The organism is Bowmanella denitrificans (assembly GCF_039522935.1).
Classification (GTDB): Bacteria; Pseudomonadota; Gammaproteobacteria; order Enterobacterales; family Alteromonadaceae; genus Bowmanella; species Bowmanella denitrificans.
In genome coordinates this window covers 178,124-194,092 of sequence record NZ_BAAAEI010000001.1, presented here as the reverse complement: position 1 = coordinate 194,092, position 15,969 = coordinate 178,124, and the positions used below count along the sequence as shown (strand labels likewise).

General features: G+C 52.7%; 10 protein-coding genes. 7 read left to right on the top strand and 3 right to left on the bottom strand.

Features of this window, described 5'->3' with window-relative positions; all coding sequences use genetic code 11:
* Window positions 1–12 precede the first annotated feature (12 nt).
* From ABD028_RS00720 to ABD028_RS00710, 3 genes are read right to left on the bottom strand one after another with little or no spacing between them, the layout of a single operon-like run.
* Window positions 13–1,236: a M24 family metallopeptidase gene (locus ABD028_RS00720; RefSeq protein WP_343840505.1), complete on the bottom strand. Its 1,224-nt coding sequence runs from the start codon at window positions 1,234–1,236 to the stop codon at window positions 13–15.
* A gap of 12 nt (window positions 1,237–1,248) precedes the next feature.
* Window positions 1,249–2,490: an NAD(P)/FAD-dependent oxidoreductase gene (locus ABD028_RS00715; RefSeq protein ID WP_343840502.1), complete on the bottom strand. Its 1,242-nt coding sequence runs from the start codon at window positions 2,488–2,490 to the stop codon at window positions 1,249–1,251.
* A gap of 4 nt (window positions 2,491–2,494) precedes the next feature.
* Complete coding sequence (locus ABD028_RS00710; protein WP_102796442.1) at window positions 2,495–3,520, bottom strand: proline racemase family protein; 1,026 nt, start codon at window positions 3,518–3,520, stop codon at window positions 2,495–2,497.
* An 88-nt stretch (window positions 3,521–3,608) separates the two neighbouring features.
* On the opposite strand from ABD028_RS00710, the gene ABD028_RS00705 reads away from it, so the two are divergent.
* From ABD028_RS00705 to ABD028_RS00675, 7 genes are all read left to right on the top strand, one after another.
* A complete protein-coding gene (locus ABD028_RS00705; protein WP_343840498.1) occupies window positions 3,609–4,523 on the top strand; it encodes a dihydrodipicolinate synthase family protein in 915 nt (304 codons plus the stop codon).
* A gap of 3 nt (window positions 4,524–4,526) precedes the next feature.
* Window positions 4,527–5,528: a 4-hydroxyproline epimerase gene (locus ABD028_RS00700; protein WP_102796440.1), complete on the top strand. Its 1,002-nt coding sequence runs from the start codon at window positions 4,527–4,529 to the stop codon at window positions 5,526–5,528.
* Window positions 5,529–5,586: 58 nt separating this feature from the next.
* A complete protein-coding gene (locus ABD028_RS00695; protein ID WP_343840494.1) occupies window positions 5,587–7,083 on the top strand; it encodes an aldehyde dehydrogenase (NADP(+)) in 1,497 nt (498 codons plus the stop codon).
* A 338-nt stretch (window positions 7,084–7,421) separates the two neighbouring features.
* A complete protein-coding gene (locus ABD028_RS00690) occupies window positions 7,422–8,087 on the top strand; it encodes a GntR family transcriptional regulator (protein WP_343840491.1) in 666 nt (221 codons plus the stop codon).
* A gap of 84 nt (window positions 8,088–8,171) precedes the next feature.
* On the top strand, window positions 8,172–10,925 hold the full coding sequence (gene prsT, locus ABD028_RS00685) for an XrtA/PEP-CTERM system TPR-repeat protein PrsT (RefSeq protein ID WP_343840489.1): 2,754 nt from the start codon (window positions 8,172–8,174) through the stop codon (window positions 10,923–10,925).
* A 76-nt stretch (window positions 10,926–11,001) separates the two neighbouring features.
* Complete coding sequence (locus ABD028_RS00680; protein WP_343840487.1) at window positions 11,002–12,075, top strand: collagen-binding domain-containing protein; 1,074 nt, start codon at window positions 11,002–11,004, stop codon at window positions 12,073–12,075.
* Between the two features lie 698 nt (window positions 12,076–12,773).
* Window positions 12,774–15,854, top strand: coding sequence for a TonB-dependent receptor (locus ABD028_RS00675; RefSeq protein WP_343840484.1), 3,081 nt, complete (start codon window positions 12,774–12,776; stop codon window positions 15,852–15,854).
* Window positions 15,855–15,969 lie beyond the last annotated feature (115 nt).

Sequence of the window (15,969 nt, the reverse complement as noted above, 5' to 3'; positions counted from 1 at the left end):
CCATTTTATTGATTAAGCATTGAGCCCAAAAGGATCGTCAATGCTGTGGCTGGGCTTTGTAAACCAGCGCGGGCCTTGTTCTGTCATGTAGAAATGATCTTCCAGGCGTACTCCAAATTCATTGGGCGCGACAATCATCGGTTCATTGGAAAAGCACATGCCTGGTGCCAGCGGCAGGGTGTTACCACCGACCAGATAAGGCCATTCATGAATATCCATGCCAATGCCATGGCCGGTGCGATGGGGCAAACCCGGCAACTGGTAGTCCGGGCCCAGACCACTTTGTGCCAGCGCCTGTCTGGCTGCTTTGTCTACCTCTTCACAAGCCACGCCCAGTTTGGCGGCGTTAAACGCGGCGGCCTGGGCCTGTTGCTCGGCATTCCATAATTGGCGCTGACGGGCACTGGCCTCGCCAAATACATAAGTGCGGGTGATATCCGACAGGTAGTCATGTACCTTACAACCGGTATCAATCAGCACCATATCGCCTTGTTTCAGATGCTGGGCATGTTTTACCCCATGGGGAAAGGAGGTGGCCACACCAAACAGCACAATACAGAAGTAGGAGCCCGGCGCGCCAACCTGCTTATGGGCCTGATGAATAAACTGCTCGACTTCGGTGGTACTGATACCTTCGCGCAGAATACTGGCAGCGGCCTTATGCACTTCCAGGGTCATATCCATGGCACGTTGCATCAGGGCAATCTCGGCCGGGGATTTGTGCATACGGCAATGGGCGGTAACGGCTTTGGCGTTGATTAAACTCAGACCCTGCTGTAACTGGTTGATACCATCAAAAATAAAAAACTGCGCGCTTTCATCGATGCCGATGGTAGCTGGGGCCTGAATACCCATGTTCTCCAATACCTGCAGAAACAGCGCATAAGGCGATTCATGTTCATGCCAGGGGTTAATCTTGCCGGGTATCTGCATAAAGTCATTCAGGCTGCCAATTTCAAAGTGGGGGGCAATAAATTCCAGCTCGCCCTTGGCTGGCAGGATAGCGCCCACCATGCGTTCGCTGGCGTACCAGCGCAGGCCAGTGAAATACATCAGGTTGGTACCGGCATTCAGATAAATGGCATCTATGCCATTGGCCTGCATATAAGCCTGAGCCTTGGCGATACGAGCATGAAATTCCTGGATGCCGATAGGCTGCAGGTCGGTGGTCATATCCGATAAGGTGGCCAGCGCCTGTTCCGGCGTTTTGCCACCGATACCTGATGTGTTAAGCATGTTTTTCTCCTGTCAGTTAAAACGACTGATGCAATAAGGCTGCATATTAATGTCGGGCTGTTGACCTGCCACCAGTTGCGTGATTAACCTGGCCGTCACGGCACCCTGGGTTAGTCCTAAATGCTGGTGACCAAAGGCCAGGTACAAATGCGGGTGGTTGGGCGCCTGACCCAGCACCGGCAAGGAGTCCGGCAGCGACGGACGCATACCCATCCAGCGGCTGGCCATCTGGGTCTCAGGCAAATCCTTCAATAGTGCCTTGGCGTGCGGCAGCAGGCAATCGGCCCGCCGATTATCCATTTCCCGCTCCAAACCGGCAAATTCTACCGTACCGGCCAGACGCAAACCGCCGCTCATGGGAGTCATAATAAATTTACGCTCCGCCGAGGCCACTGGCCTGCTGATAGGGTTGTCGACCGGCAGCATCAGGTGATAGCCGCGTTCGGTATCCAGCGGTACTCTATAGCGAAGGGGGGCCAGTAATTTTTTCGACCAGGCGCCAGCGCAGAGCAGCACTTTGTCAAAGTCCTGAATACCTGCCTGACTGCGCACTTTAACGCCATGTTGATGATGTTCAATTGCCAGCACGTCCAGCTGCAACAATTGACCGCCTAGGGCGATAAAGTGCTTGGCCAGGCTCAGGCATAAGTGTTCCGGGTCGAGGCTGTGCCCCACCTCTTCAAATAAAAAGGCCGATTGCACCCGCTCCGACAATGCTGGTTCCAGGGCCAGAGCTTGCTGGCGGTCCAGCCACTGCAGTTTCACGCCTTCGGCTTTAAATGCCTCGAACTCACGTTTAATCTGCTCTGGCTTGGTGTCTTCAAAGGTCAGCAGACTGCCGTTTTTTTCCAGCAGGTGGATTAAACCGGCTTCGGCCAGCAACTCATCATAAGCGGGCAGGGCCAACTGATTTAATGCTTTCAACGCCTGAGTATGGCGACGAAAGCGTTGGCTGCGCATATTCCAGGCAAAGCGCATAAACCAGGGCATGGCGCGCAGCAGATAAGACCAGCGAATTCGTAACGGGCCAGTGGGGTTGAGTAACATAGACGGCAGTTGCATCAGCAACCGTTTATCCGCCAGCGGGAAGACCTGTTCGGTGGCAAAATGCCCGGCATTGCCGTAAGAGCATTCTTTGGCAATACCTTTGCGGTCAATTAAGGTCACGGCGAATCCTTGTTTTTGCAGCGACAAGGCGCAGCAAATACCGATAACACCAGCGCCGATAACGGCGATTCTTTGCGGCTGTTGCATGGGATTACCTGATAAAAAAGCCTTGTGGAAAGGGATCTTGCGCATGCAGCATAAAGCGGTGCTCGCCGGTGATATAAGCCTGGCCCGACACTCTGGGGATCACGGCCTGAAACGGCCCGAAGATCTGCTCATGGCTGATACTCACCGACATGGTGCTACCAATAATGCTTTCAATCTGAATCGGTGCGCTGCCGCTCCAGGCGGTTTTGTACCTCAGCAGCGCGGCCCGGCCACTGACGCCGGTACCGGTGGGGGAGCGATCCAACTCACCGTCGGCAAAGATGCAAACGTGCCGCGAGTGGCTGGTTGAATGTTCAACCTTATCAGAGGTGAAAATCACCCCATACAAAAAGCCTAAGTCGGCTTCTTCAGGGTGTATTAGCTGATGCCTGGGCATAATAGCCTGCTTCAGGCGGCGGCCTATGTCTATCAACTGCCTGGCATTGGCCACGCTGCAGTCCAGCCCCAGTTTATCGGCATCAACGTAAGCATAGTAGGCACCGCCAAAGGCGATATCGTAGTCCACCCGGCCAACGCCGGGCAGCTCAATATACTGATGGGTGGCTTCGACAAACGAGGGCACGCAATCAAAGCTGGCATTAAGCTTATCCTGTTGCATTTCAGCATAAGCCTGAATGCGCCCGGCCGGAGCATCAATGCGCACTGTGGCCGGGTGGGTCAGCGAGATTGCACCGGTTTCGGCCAGTGCCGTCACCAGGGCCAGGATGCCATGGCCGCACATGCTGGAATAGCCTTCATTGTGCATAAACAACACGCCCATATCGCCATCCACGCTGACCGGCTCGGTTATCAGCGCCCCGTACATATCCGCATGGCCCCTCGGCTCATACATCAATAGCTGGCGCAGATGATCCAGGTTGGCCATCAGATAACGACGTTTGGCCAGCATGCTATTGCCAGGGATCGTTGGGTAGCCTGACAACACAATACGCAAGGGTTCACCTGCGGTATGTAGGTCCAGGCAATGCAACTGTGGATAGCCGCGCAGGTTTTCGGGGCGGACTTGCATAAAGTTCCTTGCTGAAAATCGATATATTGAATATTGTATACAAAATGCATATGATGCAAGAAATTTTCACCAGCAGAGGTAATTCACTATGTCTATCAACTGGCAGGGCGTGTATCCCGCCGTCACCACACAATTTAATAGCGACGACTCCATTAATATCGACAGTACCCAACGTATGTTGGATGAGCTGATTAAAGACGGGGTAAACGGCATCATTGCCTGTGGCACCGTCGGCGAAAACTGTTCACTGCGCGCCGATGAAAAACGCACTGTGCTGCGCGCCGCCAAAGAAGTAATTAATGGCCGGGTGCCCTTGATTAGCGGTGTGGCCGAAACCACCACCCGTTTTGCCATGGAGTTTTGCCAGGATGCCGAGAAAATCGGGGTCGATGGCGTGATGGTTCTGCCTGGCATGGTGTATCGCTCCACCGAACGTGAAGCCATTCATCACTATCAGCAGGTTGCCCGTAATACCGCGCTGCCGATTATGATCTACAACAACCCGGTCACTTACGGGGTGGATATTGGTATTGAAGGCATGGCGATACTGGCCGAAGAGCAGAATATTGTGGCGGTTAAGGAGTCCACCGCTGATACACGTCGTATCACCGAGCTGTTTAATGCCTTTGAAAATCGTTTTACCGTTTTCAGCGGCGTAGACGATATCGCTCTGGAAAGCCTGATGTTGGGCGCGGTGGGCTGGATTTCAGGTCTGACCAATGTGTTCCCCCGTGAATCTGTGGCTATTTATAAACTGGCCAAGGCCGGTCGCTATGCCGAAGCGCTGGAGATCTGGCGCTGGTTCCTGCCGCTGCTGCGTCTGGATACCATTCCCACCCTGGTGCAATGCATTAAATTTGCCGAGCAACTGGCCGGTCGCGGCGTTGAGCATGTGCGCGCGCCCAGACTGCCACTGCCACAGGACGAAAAACAGCGCATCCAGGCCATGTTCGATAGCGCGATGCAAAACCGTATCGACCTTAGCAAATTCAACCTGGACTGACGTATGCGTAAAGGGACGTTTTTCTGCATCGACGGCCACACCTGCGGTAATCCGGTCAGACTGGTGACCAGCGGTCATCCGGATCTAAAAGGGCAGACCATGAGTGACAAGCGCCAGGACTTTCTGGCCCATTATGATTGGATCCGCCAGGCTCTGATGTTTGAGCCCAGAGGCCACGACATGATGTCCGGCTCGTTTCTGTATCCACCGGTGAGCGAAGATGCGGATGCCGCCATCCTGTTTATTGAGACCTCTGGCTGTTTGCCTATGTGCGGACACGGCACCATCGGTACTGTTACCTTTGCCCTGGAGCAGGGGTTGCTGACACCCAAAGTGGCGGGGCAACTGCTGCTGGATGTACCCGCCGGGCAGATCCGGGTGGAGTATCAGCAGCAGGGCGATAAGGTGGAGTGGGTGCGGATTTATAACGTCCCGGCCTATCTGGCCTACCAGGATATTCAGGTGAACGTGCCTGGCCTGGGCGAGCTGACAGTGGATATCGCCTACGGTGGTAACTTTTACATTATTGTTGAACCACAGGCGAATTTCCCCGGCATTCAGCACTGGTCGGCGGCGCAAGTCCTGCACTTCAGCCCGTTGGTCAGGCAGGCAATTAATCAGCAACTGGACTGCATTCATCCGCAGGATGTCACGGTATGCGGTGCCTCGCATTTGCTGTGGACCGGGCAGCCGAAAACCCCTGGCTCTCATGCTGCCAATGCGGTGTTTTACGGCGACAAGGCAATTGATCGGTCGCCTTGCGGCACCGGCACCAGCGCCAGAATGGCGCAGCTGTATGCCAAAGGTCAACTGCGGGTGGGCGAAGACTTTGTGCATGAAAGCTATATCGGCAGCCAGTTTGTCGGGCGGGTGGAAGGGCTGAGTCAGGTCGGCAATTACCCGGCAATTCTACCCAGCATTCGCGGCTGGGCCAGGGCCACCGGACAAAACTGTATCTATGTGGATGACAGCGACCCTTATGCGCTGGGATTTCAAGTTATTTAGTGTGCCATCAGAAGGATCCGGGCTGTTTCAGGAAGGAAACAAATCAGAGGAGAACGACATGAATTTAACAGGTAAGAGTCTGATTGCAGGCAAATGGTTGGGGGAAGAGAGCCAGACGGTATTTTATGCCTTTAGCCCTGCGCGTAATGAACCGATGCAACAGGTGTTTTTTAATGCCAGTGCTGAACAAACAAAATTGGCTTGCAGCGCCGCCCAGCAAGCGTTTTTAGCCTACCGGCGCACGTCAGCGGCCCAGCGCGCTGCCTTTTTATGTGCCATTGCAGATGAAATTGCAGGACTGGGTGACGCGCTGCTTACCCTGACCCACGAAGAAACCAATCTGCCTATGGCCAGACTGACGGGGGAGCGTGGCCGCACGATGGGGCAACTGCGCGCATTTGCCAGCCATTTACAAAACAGCTCTGCTGTATTGCTGCAAGAACAGGCTGAGCCGAATCGCCAACCTTTGCCCAAACCGGCGTTTACCTTAACCCAGTTGCCCCTGGGGCCGGTGGCGGTATTTGGTGCATCAAACTTTCCTTATGCCTTTTCTACCTTGGGCGGCGATACGGCGGCAGCGCTGGCGGCCGGTTGTCCTGTGGTGGTTAAAGGTCATCCGGCTCACCCCGGCACCAGCGAATTAATGGCCCTTGCCATTGCCAGGGCCATTGAAACCTGCGGTATGCCATCTGGGGTATTTTCCTTGCTACAAACCAATCAGGTGGACCTGGCTCATCAGCTGGTGGCCGACCCTCATATTCAGGCTGTGGGATTCACCGGCTCTTTGGCAGTGGCCAGGCATTTACAGCGCACTATTGCCGAGCGTGAACAACCCATTCCTTTATATGCTGAGCTTGGCAGTGTTAATCCGCAGGTGTTGTTACCAGAGCAGATGGCCGAGCGGGGCGAAGCTCTGGCTGAGCAGCTTTGCCAGTCACTATTAATGGGCAATGGTCAGTTCTGCACCAGTCCGGGTCTGTGGCTGGTGCCAGAGGATAATGCAGCGTTTGCCGCACGGGTTAAGGCGTTTCTGGCAGAACAGCCGTCAGATACCTTGCTGACGCCAGGTATTCTGCGTACTTATCAAAGTCAGACCCAGTCGTTGGCGATGAATAGCCGCTTGCAGCAGCTTGGCTTAGGGCCCTTGCAGCAGTCATATCATGCTCAGGCCATGGTATTTGCCGTTAGCGCGGCAGATTTTCTGGCCAATCCGCAATTACAGCAGGAGGTGTTTGGCCCTTGTGCCCTGATGGTCAGTTATCAGGACCAGACACAACTGTTAACGCTGATTGAGTCGCTGGAGGGGCAACTCACCGCCAGTGTGCATGGCAGCGCCGGGGATATTGCCCAGGCTGATGAAGTAGTGGAGGCGCTAAGCTATAAAGTCGGGCGGCTTATTTATAATCAGATGCCAACCGGCGTCGAGGTGTGTGCGGCCATGAACCATGGGGGGCCTTTTCCGGCCTCAACCGATGTGCGCTCCACTTCGGTGGGGCTGCAGGCAATGCAGCGCTTTTTACGCCCACTTTGCCTACAAAACGAGCCATCTCAATAATCAGGAAATGGCCTGTACGGATGCAGGCCAGTCTGAGCCAAATTAAGCCCGGTGCACTGCACTGAATAGAACAGCAACAATGCAGATACCTGGCAGATTGAATTCAGATACCTGGCATCTTGGCAGTGACGATAGAGAGATGTCGGACTCAAGTCCGACCTACTGTGGGTTGGACTTGAGTCCAACGATTTACGACCTGTCGAACTTGCTTTAGTTGAACATTCGTCGCTCAACTATGCTGCCAGGGAATGGCAGCCAATCAATCAGTGATAGCGCTACCACTGGCGCTTGGATCCATGATCGGTATAATGTATGCCATATGCAGTCAGGGAGCCATCATGGCCATAGAACATAAAACTCGCACCCAACTTGTGGTGGAAGCCATACGGGAAAAGATCCTTAACGGTGACATTAAAGCTGGCGAGCCGTTGCGTCAAGCGGCGCTGGCAGAAGAGCTGAATGTCAGCCGTATTCCGGTCAGAGAAGCCCTGTTGCAACTGGAGGCCGAAGGTCTGGTGAGCTTTGAGGCACATAAAGGTGCCACGGCTACCGAATTATCTGCAGCACAGGTGGATGAGATTTTTGAGCTGCGTGCGCTGCTGGAAGCTGAGCTGCTTAAATATTCTATCGGTAAACTTACGGAACAAGACTATGCCGAAGCTGAGGCATTACTTAGCGAGTTGCAGGCAGCCATGGCCAACGGCGACAGCTATCTGGCAACCGGCAACCTGAATAGCCGCTTTCACGCCAAGTTGTATTGTCGTGCTGACCGGCCACAAACCGAAGAGCTGGTCAGCATGCTGAATAAGAACTCTGAGCGCTATGTACGAATGCATATTATGCTGGCTGGCGGTATTGATACTGCGCCGGATGAGCACAAAGAGCTGTTGGAACTTTGCCGTGCCGGTGACAGCAAGAAAGCCTGCAGTTTTCTGAAAAAACATATCGTCAGCGCTAAAGATGACATTAAGACCTTGTTGTTAAAGATGGAAGCGAAGGGCTGATTTATTCATTTTCTGCCCGATATTGTGGTCTGTTCCTTTAACCTATAATCTTGCCTGCATTTCCTCGGATATGCATGGAACAAGATGAAGCGCATTTTTGTTAGCTTTTTTTCATTTCTGTTTGTCTGGGCTGTTCAGGCTCAGGACGCTTCGTCATTTTACGAGTCAGCGGTTAAATATCAGTTTGCTGGTGATCTGGATAAAGCCGAAATAGAGCTCAAAAACAGTCTGCAGCTTGACCCGGAATTTCTTCCGGCCCGGGTGCTATTGGGTAAAGTGCTGTTGGAGGGCGGTAAAGCGCTGGCGGCAGACAAGGAACTTAGTTTTGCCTTGTCACGTCAGGCCGATCCCAGAACCGTTATACTCAGTTTGGTACGTGCCAAGTTGCTGCAAAGTCAGTATACGGAGGCGCAAGCACTGTTAACTGACCATCCTCAGCTACAGGACAGCGCCGAATATTTCTATTTGCGTGGTTTGCTGGGCCTTGAAAAGGGTCATAAGGACAACGCGGAGCAGGATTTTCATCAGGCCCTGGCGCTGGATTCAAGGCATGTGGAAAGTCTTACCGCCCTGGCCAATATCGCCTTGTCCAGGGATGCACTGCAAGACGCTGAAACCTGGCTGGAACAGGCGCTCAAAGAGCAGCCGGAGCATTTCCCGGCGCTGTTGTTGCGGGCTCAGCTATACCGCATGCATGGGCAAACGGAACAGGCCGCAGCGCTCTATGACCACGCCATGGCGGCAAAACCGGCTAATGAGCAGGCTATGCTGGGCAAGGCCAGTTTGCTGGTTGATGATAATCAACTGGCAGCGGCGTTACAGTTGGTGCAGCAGTTTCGTGAACAGCATCCGGATAATCCCTATGCCAAATTGATGCATTCAGCATTGGTGGCGCAGCAAGGCGATGACAGGGAAGCCAGACACTTATTAACCGACATTCAGCATCAGCTGTCAGCTATTGATGACCGGGTCCGTAAACTCCGTGAAGTCAGCTTTCTTGCCGCGGTGGTGGATTATGCCAGCGGTAAACTGGATTCTGCCCTGATCAAGTTCGATGATTTTATTCATACCTATGGCGCGACCGCCGCAGCTCATCGATACCTGGCGATGATTGCGCTGCAGCAGCACAATCTGAAAGAAGCCAAACGACAGGTGGACAAATCCCTGGCTTTGTCTGGTCAGGATCCTGATGTGTTTGTGCTGGCAGTGACCATAAATCAGGCCGACGGCGATCTGGCCGCAGCCTTACAAATGGCAGATAAAGGTCGGCAGCGTTTTCCGGCCCATCAGGGACTGCTGGATGCCACCGTGCAGGTGCTGATTGCTGATAAACAATTTGCCAGGGCGCTGGAACTGCTCAAACAACAACAGGGCGAGGATATCCGCAGTCGTACCTTGTTGGGATTCTTGCAACTGCAAAACGGCATGCTGGAAGATGCCCATCACACCACTCAGGCACTGCTGAATGACTATCCCGGTAAAGTGGAAATTCTGCAATTAGCCGGGGAGCTGTCGCTCAGGCAAGGACAAACCCAGCAGGCAGAAGCTTTTTTTAATGAAATTCTACGCTTAGCTCCCGAGTTTAATGCGGCCCAGTTGGCCTTGGCTGGCATTTACCTTAATCAGGGTAAGCTGGATAAAGTGGAGAGCAGTTACATCAAGTTGCTGCAACGCAATCCGCAGGATGCCACCACAGCAAAACTCTATGCCGACCTGGCCATTCAACTTGGCCGTGCAGACAAGGCCATGACCCTGCTGGAAAGTATAAAAGACCAACAGGATGAACAAGCCAATCAGGTCCTGCTGGAACTCTATATCCAGCAGCAGCGCTGGACAGATGCCAATACCTTGCTGGAACAAATGATTAGAAAGCGCAATCTGGACGAGAAGCTGCTGTACACCCGAGCCAGACTTGAAGAAGCGCAAGGGTTGAAGGATAAGGCGATCTCCACCCTTAAAGCGCTGTATGGACTGGCCTATGATGATCCGGTTAAGTTGCACTCAGTGGCACATAAGCAGATCGATTTGGCAGAGTTAGGCGGTGCTGAGAAAACCCTGAACAGACTTAAAACTTTGCTGGGCGAACAGGTCGATATCTATTTGCAGGCACGTATGGCCATGGCCAAAGGGCAAGCCGATAAGGCCATCAGCATTTTAGATAAAGGGTTGACCAGCAGCCCCGACAATGCCAGGTGGTTGGAATTAAAGGCTTATGCATTGCGGGCGACTGGTGATCTTGCTCAGGCGCAGGCCATTGTCCAGACGCTTTATCAGCAGCAGCCCTTACGCGGTCATATGCAAACGCTGGCGTCTCTGTACACCGAGAATCATCAAACTGATCAGGCGTTAACCTTGCTTAAGCAATGGTTGCGTGAACACCCTCAGGACAGTTGGGCAGTAGCCCAGTTGAGTCATCTTGCCATGCAAAGCGGTGATCAGGCACTGGCCATTGATACACTTAAGACCTACCCGCAATTACAGGACTCGCCGGTATTTTTGAACAATCTGGCCTATTACCTGATTGACTCAGATCTCAACCAGGCCCTGGCCTATGCAAAACGTGCCAATGAGTTGGCACCCCAGGTGGCGCAGTTTAATGATACGCTGGGCTGGATCTACGCTAAGTCTGGTCAGCCCCAGCAAGCCTTACCATTGCTGCGTGAAGCCCAGGTACGTGACAATGATAATGCACAGATACTGTATCATCTGGCTTACACTCTGGCCTTGCTAGGTGAAATACAGCAAGCAGAAAGTATGCTGAAGAAAGCGCAGCAACTGGCCGAGGAAGCCGATTTAACCAAACAGGTACTGGCGATACTGACTGACAATCAACCCTGACTGTGGTTTTAGCTGACAGCGTTGTCAAGCTCACAACTTGCTGTATAATTGCGCAAAATTTAACAAAGGATAGCGTATGAAGTGGTTAAGCGCCGCAGTTACTTTGTTATTCAGCCTACCCGTGCTGGCTGGTCCTATCGACTTTGGTCAGGCCAGTGATTACAACGTATTTGTTAAGCAGAATTTTAAGGTAAACACCTCGGATACTCAGGGCCGGGTTGCGGTTGGTGGTGATGTCATCGTTAATGGTGGTTACGATATCGGTTTCAAGATAGACGCCTTTGGTATGGGTTCAGGTCCCAGTCTGGTGGTGGGCGGCAATGTCCGTAAATCTGGCGGTGGCCATTTGAATGTTTACGAAGACGGTGTACATCAGTCACCCCATAGCGGCAAGTTAGTCTATGCCGGTACGGTGAGTGGCAGCAATATTGAAGCGACACTGGTGAAAGTGGATAAGAGTCAGTTGCCGGTGGATTTCGACAGTGCCTTCGCACATTTGAAACAGCTGTCTCAGGAATTAGCCAATCGCACTGCCTCGGCTGCAACTGAACGCGAACACAGTGCTTTGAATTTCAATCCTGTCACAACTCCGTCCGATAACGTCTACGTGTTTAATGTGACGCAGGAACAAATCAATGCCACGACTGATTGGTTTGTAAATGGTGTAGCAGAGAATGCCACGGTTATCTTCAATATCAGCAATCCTAATGGCATAGCAGGCAGAGACTGGAATGGCTGCCCGGCGGGGGACAGTGGCTGTGTACAACTTAGCCAGCACAAAGTCTATATTAACGGCAAAGCTACCAGTAATTATTTCCAGGAGCATAACCTGGATGGCAGATTGCCCAGCCAGGTGCTGTATAACTTTGCTGGCGCCAGCAAGGTCAATATCGCTACCGATGTATTTGCTTCCATTCTGGCACCGGATGCGGCGATTAAAACCGGCTGGTCGCCGGTTTGGGGCCAGGTAATTGGTAAATCCTGGGAAGGCAACGGCCAGATTAACTATGATCCTTTTGAGCCGGTTGGTTCCACACCGCCGCCGAATCCAATCAGCGAGCCGTCATTGGCTATGCTGTTTGCCTTACTGGCAGGATTGCTGTTATGGCGGCGCAGCACGCCAGTTAGCTGCCAGCCAGCACTGGCCTGAAAAATAAGATGATAAAAAGCCGCTCCCGAAGCGGCTTTTATGTCCATGGATGGACTGTATGCCGACGTTGCAGGAGCATTCGTCGGCGATGTCCATGGATGAACGGGCAGATAACTGCTCCTGCGTAATCTGCACTGTTACCATCCATGGCAGGCGTATGCCGTGGGTTCATGGATGAACAGGAGCGGCGATGTTCAGGATGGACGGGACGAAAAATTATAAGCTACATCCCTGTAGCTTACCTGCAAAGCAGGCCAGCTAAAGCTGTTCTATAGCGTTCCGTGCGCTATATTGCTCCCCGGCTTTGTCTCCTGAGTCGCTTTACCTCAGTCGCCCTGCGTCCTCTATCCCTGTAGTCTCTTGTTTTCTGCATTTCCCCGGTCCGTGGCAGACATATACTTTAGCCGGTTACCCGTAAGCTGTTGGACTAAAGTCCAACCCACTGTAGGTCGGACTTTAGTCCGACAAAGTTCGCTCTTAGCCTGGAGGCTGAATTTGAACAAAATCTATACCTGAAAGATAAACAGCCCCAGGTTCTCGCACCAATACCGATACTTCTGTCTGGATACTGCCGCTTATGGCGTGTAAAAAAATAGTTAAATATATTGTATACAATATATTGAATTCCTTGTCGTGTTCGTTTTATCATCAGTCGGGCCGGTTTCACCGGCTAACAAACAACAACAAGGGAAACCCAGATGAACAAGCAAACAAGATGGCAACGCAGCTTACTGGCCGCCGCGGTGGCGAGCTGTCTTTGTACCCCACTCGCGCAGGCCGCCAGCGACACCTATGGTGAAATGCGCGGCGCAGTGATGGCCAAGGGCACAGACCTGGCCAATGCACAAATTACCCTGGTGCACGACAGTAAAGGGATCGTGCGTAAAACCACCACCAATGCAGATGGCGAATTCAGTATTAAGGGCCTACCCGTTGGCAGCTATACCGTCACTATCAGTAAAGACGGCTACCAAAGCGCGTCGGTGAGTAAAGTGGAAATCACCCTGGGCAATGCTGCCGATCTGGGTGAGGTCAACCTGGCCGACAGCAGTATGGAAGTGATTCAGATCTCAGGCAGTGCTGTGGCCAAGATTGACTTTCAGGGCTCGCAACAAGGGGTCAGTTTCAGTGCGGTAGATTTGTCTACTATGGCCATAGGTGAGAATTTGACGGATGTGGCGACCCTGGCACCCGGCAATGCCATTGGCGATAGCGATATCTTCTCCGGGATTGGGGGCTCTGACGGCCGTCTGGTTAGCTCGGCTGGTGGCTCGGTAGCTGAAAACGGTTACTACCTGAATGGCTTTAATATCACCGATATTCGTTATAACGCGATTATCTCGGAGTTTCCCTGGGAAATAGTCGACCAGATTCAGGTGATCAATGGCGGTATTCCCGCGCGCTATGGGCGCACAGTGGGCGGCGTCACCAATATGGTGTCGAAAACCGGTGATAACGAATTCCGTTTTGGCGTGAAACTGGACTGGGAACCCGGTGGCATGGGGGGCACCAAGCCAGATTTTAACTATACAGACCGCAACGGAGAAGGTTGGTACAACCATGCCCGCCACTCAGAAGACAGCAGCGATCTGATGGAGTACAGCCTGTATGCCAGCGGCCCGATTATTCAGGATAAAGCATTTTTCTATGTGCTCTACGCCCCGGCCAGGAACCAATATGAGTGGGCCGATGCCGGTGAAGGCGATACCACCTTTACCTCTCGTGACGTGGACAAAGATTCGCTGTTCGTTAACCTGGACTGGCAGGTAACTGAAAACCACAGCCTGACCCTGATGCATTTGGATGCCCAGCGTGATACCACAGACTATCAGTACCAATGGTCGGCGCAAACCGGCCGGGGCGACCTGGTGGTGGATATTGACGGCTTGGATCGCACCTTTGAAATCGATAACAAGCTGACCATTATCAACTACACAGGTTACTTAACCGACGACCTGTCAGTAATCGCTAACTACGGCAGAATGAAAACCACCAATGATGGCCGTTTGGGTACCTCCGATCAGAATAGTTTGTATGACTGTCGCACCGGTAGTTGTGCATTGGCGACGAATACCTTTGGTAGCTATGCCAGGCTGGAAGAAGACACCCGGGATACCTTCAGGGTCGACTTTGACTGGGTGATAACCGATGACCATACCCTGTCGTTTGGCTATGAGCAGGATGATATCAACGCCAAAATCGACAACCATGGCCACGGCCCGGATGACCTGGATGAATTTGGTCTGTCCAAGCACTACTCGACCATGGAAGTGTGGCGTGCTTCTACCGACCGTACCCGCTGGTGCTCACTGGGGAATGCCTGTGTGGATGGGGAATTTACCATGCCAGCCGGTGACTATCTGTATACCCGTGAATTTACCAAGAAAGCCGATATAGACGGTAAATTCTCTGCTTACTATGTTCAGGATAAGTGGCAGGTGACCGACCAGTTGGTTGCAACTTTTGGTGTGCGCAACGAAGCCTTTTCCAATACCACCAATAATGGTGATAAATGGATAGATATGGACAACCAATGGGCGCCCCGGTTAGAGCTTAACTATGATATCGACGGCAACCAGAAAGTCTTCTTTAACTATGGCCGCTACTATCAGCCCGTGGCATTGCGGGTAAGTGAACGCTTCGTGGCACCGGAGTTTGATATTCGTACTTTCCGTACCGCCAACCTGGATAACGGCCAACTCAACACCGGGCCGATTCAGGGCGTTCAGATTGTGGGAGATGGCAATGTCCGGCCCGGTCAGATTTTTGCCGATGCTGACCTTAAGCCTATGTATCTGGATGGCTATAACCTGGGCTATGAAGTGGTGCTGGATGACAACTGGTTGCTTGGCGTCACCTACACCTATCGGGATTTGGTGCGTTCCATTGAAGACTCACAAGTGGATGGCTTCGCGGGTGAAGGTGGCTGGGGTGTGTTGCAATGGTGTGCCGATAATAACAAGGACTGCAGTGGCTTTGCCGACGTGGCAGGGCAGGTATGGAACGGTGGTTCGGCTCGCTTGCTGAATCCCGGTCAGGACCTGACCATCTGGGAAGACTTCAACGGCGACGGCACGTTAACCCAGGAAACCATTCCTGCCGAATATCTGGGCTATCCGGAAGCAAAACGTAAATACCACGCCCTGACTTTCACCTTTGACGGCGAAGTGACCGAGCAATTCCATATTGCCGGGTCCTATACCTGGAGTCGCTCTGAGGGTAATACCGAAGGCTTGGTGCGTTCGGATAACGGTCAGCGGGACCCTGGCTGGACCCGCGCCTTTGACGAACCGCAAATTGTAGAGGACGGTTATGGTCGTTTGCCCAATGACAGACCGCACAATTTTAAGCTGTGGGGGGTGTACGAACTGAGTGAAGATTTAACCGCGTCTTTCAATTACAACTTCTATTCGGGTCGGCCTATCAACCACTTTGGCTACCACGAAGATTTACCGGGCTGGGATGCAGAATACTTCCGTAAGGATGAGCAAGCGGTTCCCCGTGGCACTGCCGGTCGCACCGAAAACATTCAGACCTTGAATCTGGGGCTGAATTATTTTGTGGAGCTGTTTGGTGGTCAGACACAATTCAGTCTGACAGTATTCAACCCGTTTGACTGGGACAGAGTGACAGATGTACGTGAAATTGGTGAAACCTCGTCAATTCAGGATCTGGCCGACGGCCAACCTTTGACGGCCAATGACAATGCCCTGTGGCGCACGCCGTCCAACTGGCAGGCTCCGCGTTCAGTGCGCTTGTCGGTGCGTTACGACTTCTAACTTTCCCTGACTGAAACACCGGGGCTGCCCGGTTCGTTTCCCGCAAGGGCCATGTTCAATCTCCTGTCATGGCCCTTTTTTATCGGCTTTTTTTGTTTGTTTGCCCCGAATATCC

Coding starts and splice junctions, on each gene's coding strand:
- ABD028_RS00680 (WP_343840487.1), top strand. CDS start 11,002: ATGAAGTGGTTAAGCGCCGCAGTTACTTTGTTATTCAGCCTACCCGTG.
- ABD028_RS00695 (WP_343840494.1), top strand. CDS start 5,587: ATGAATTTAACAGGTAAGAGTCTGATTGCAGGCAAATGGTTGGGGGAA.
- ABD028_RS00700 (WP_102796440.1), top strand. CDS start 4,527: ATGCGTAAAGGGACGTTTTTCTGCATCGACGGCCACACCTGCGGTAAT.
- ABD028_RS00675 (WP_343840484.1), top strand. CDS start 12,774: ATGAACAAGCAAACAAGATGGCAACGCAGCTTACTGGCCGCCGCGGTG.
- ABD028_RS00720 (WP_343840505.1), bottom strand. CDS start 1,236: ATGCTTAACACATCAGGTATCGGTGGCAAAACGCCGGAACAGGCGCTG.
- ABD028_RS00705 (WP_343840498.1), top strand. CDS start 3,609: ATGTCTATCAACTGGCAGGGCGTGTATCCCGCCGTCACCACACAATTT.
- ABD028_RS00715 (WP_343840502.1), bottom strand. CDS start 2,490: ATGCAACAGCCGCAAAGAATCGCCGTTATCGGCGCTGGTGTTATCGGT.
- ABD028_RS00710 (WP_102796442.1), bottom strand. CDS start 3,520: ATGCAAGTCCGCCCCGAAAACCTGCGCGGCTATCCACAGTTGCATTGC.
- prsT (WP_343840489.1), top strand. CDS start 8,172: ATGAAGCGCATTTTTGTTAGCTTTTTTTCATTTCTGTTTGTCTGGGCT.
- ABD028_RS00690 (WP_343840491.1), top strand. CDS start 7,422: ATGGCCATAGAACATAAAACTCGCACCCAACTTGTGGTGGAAGCCATA.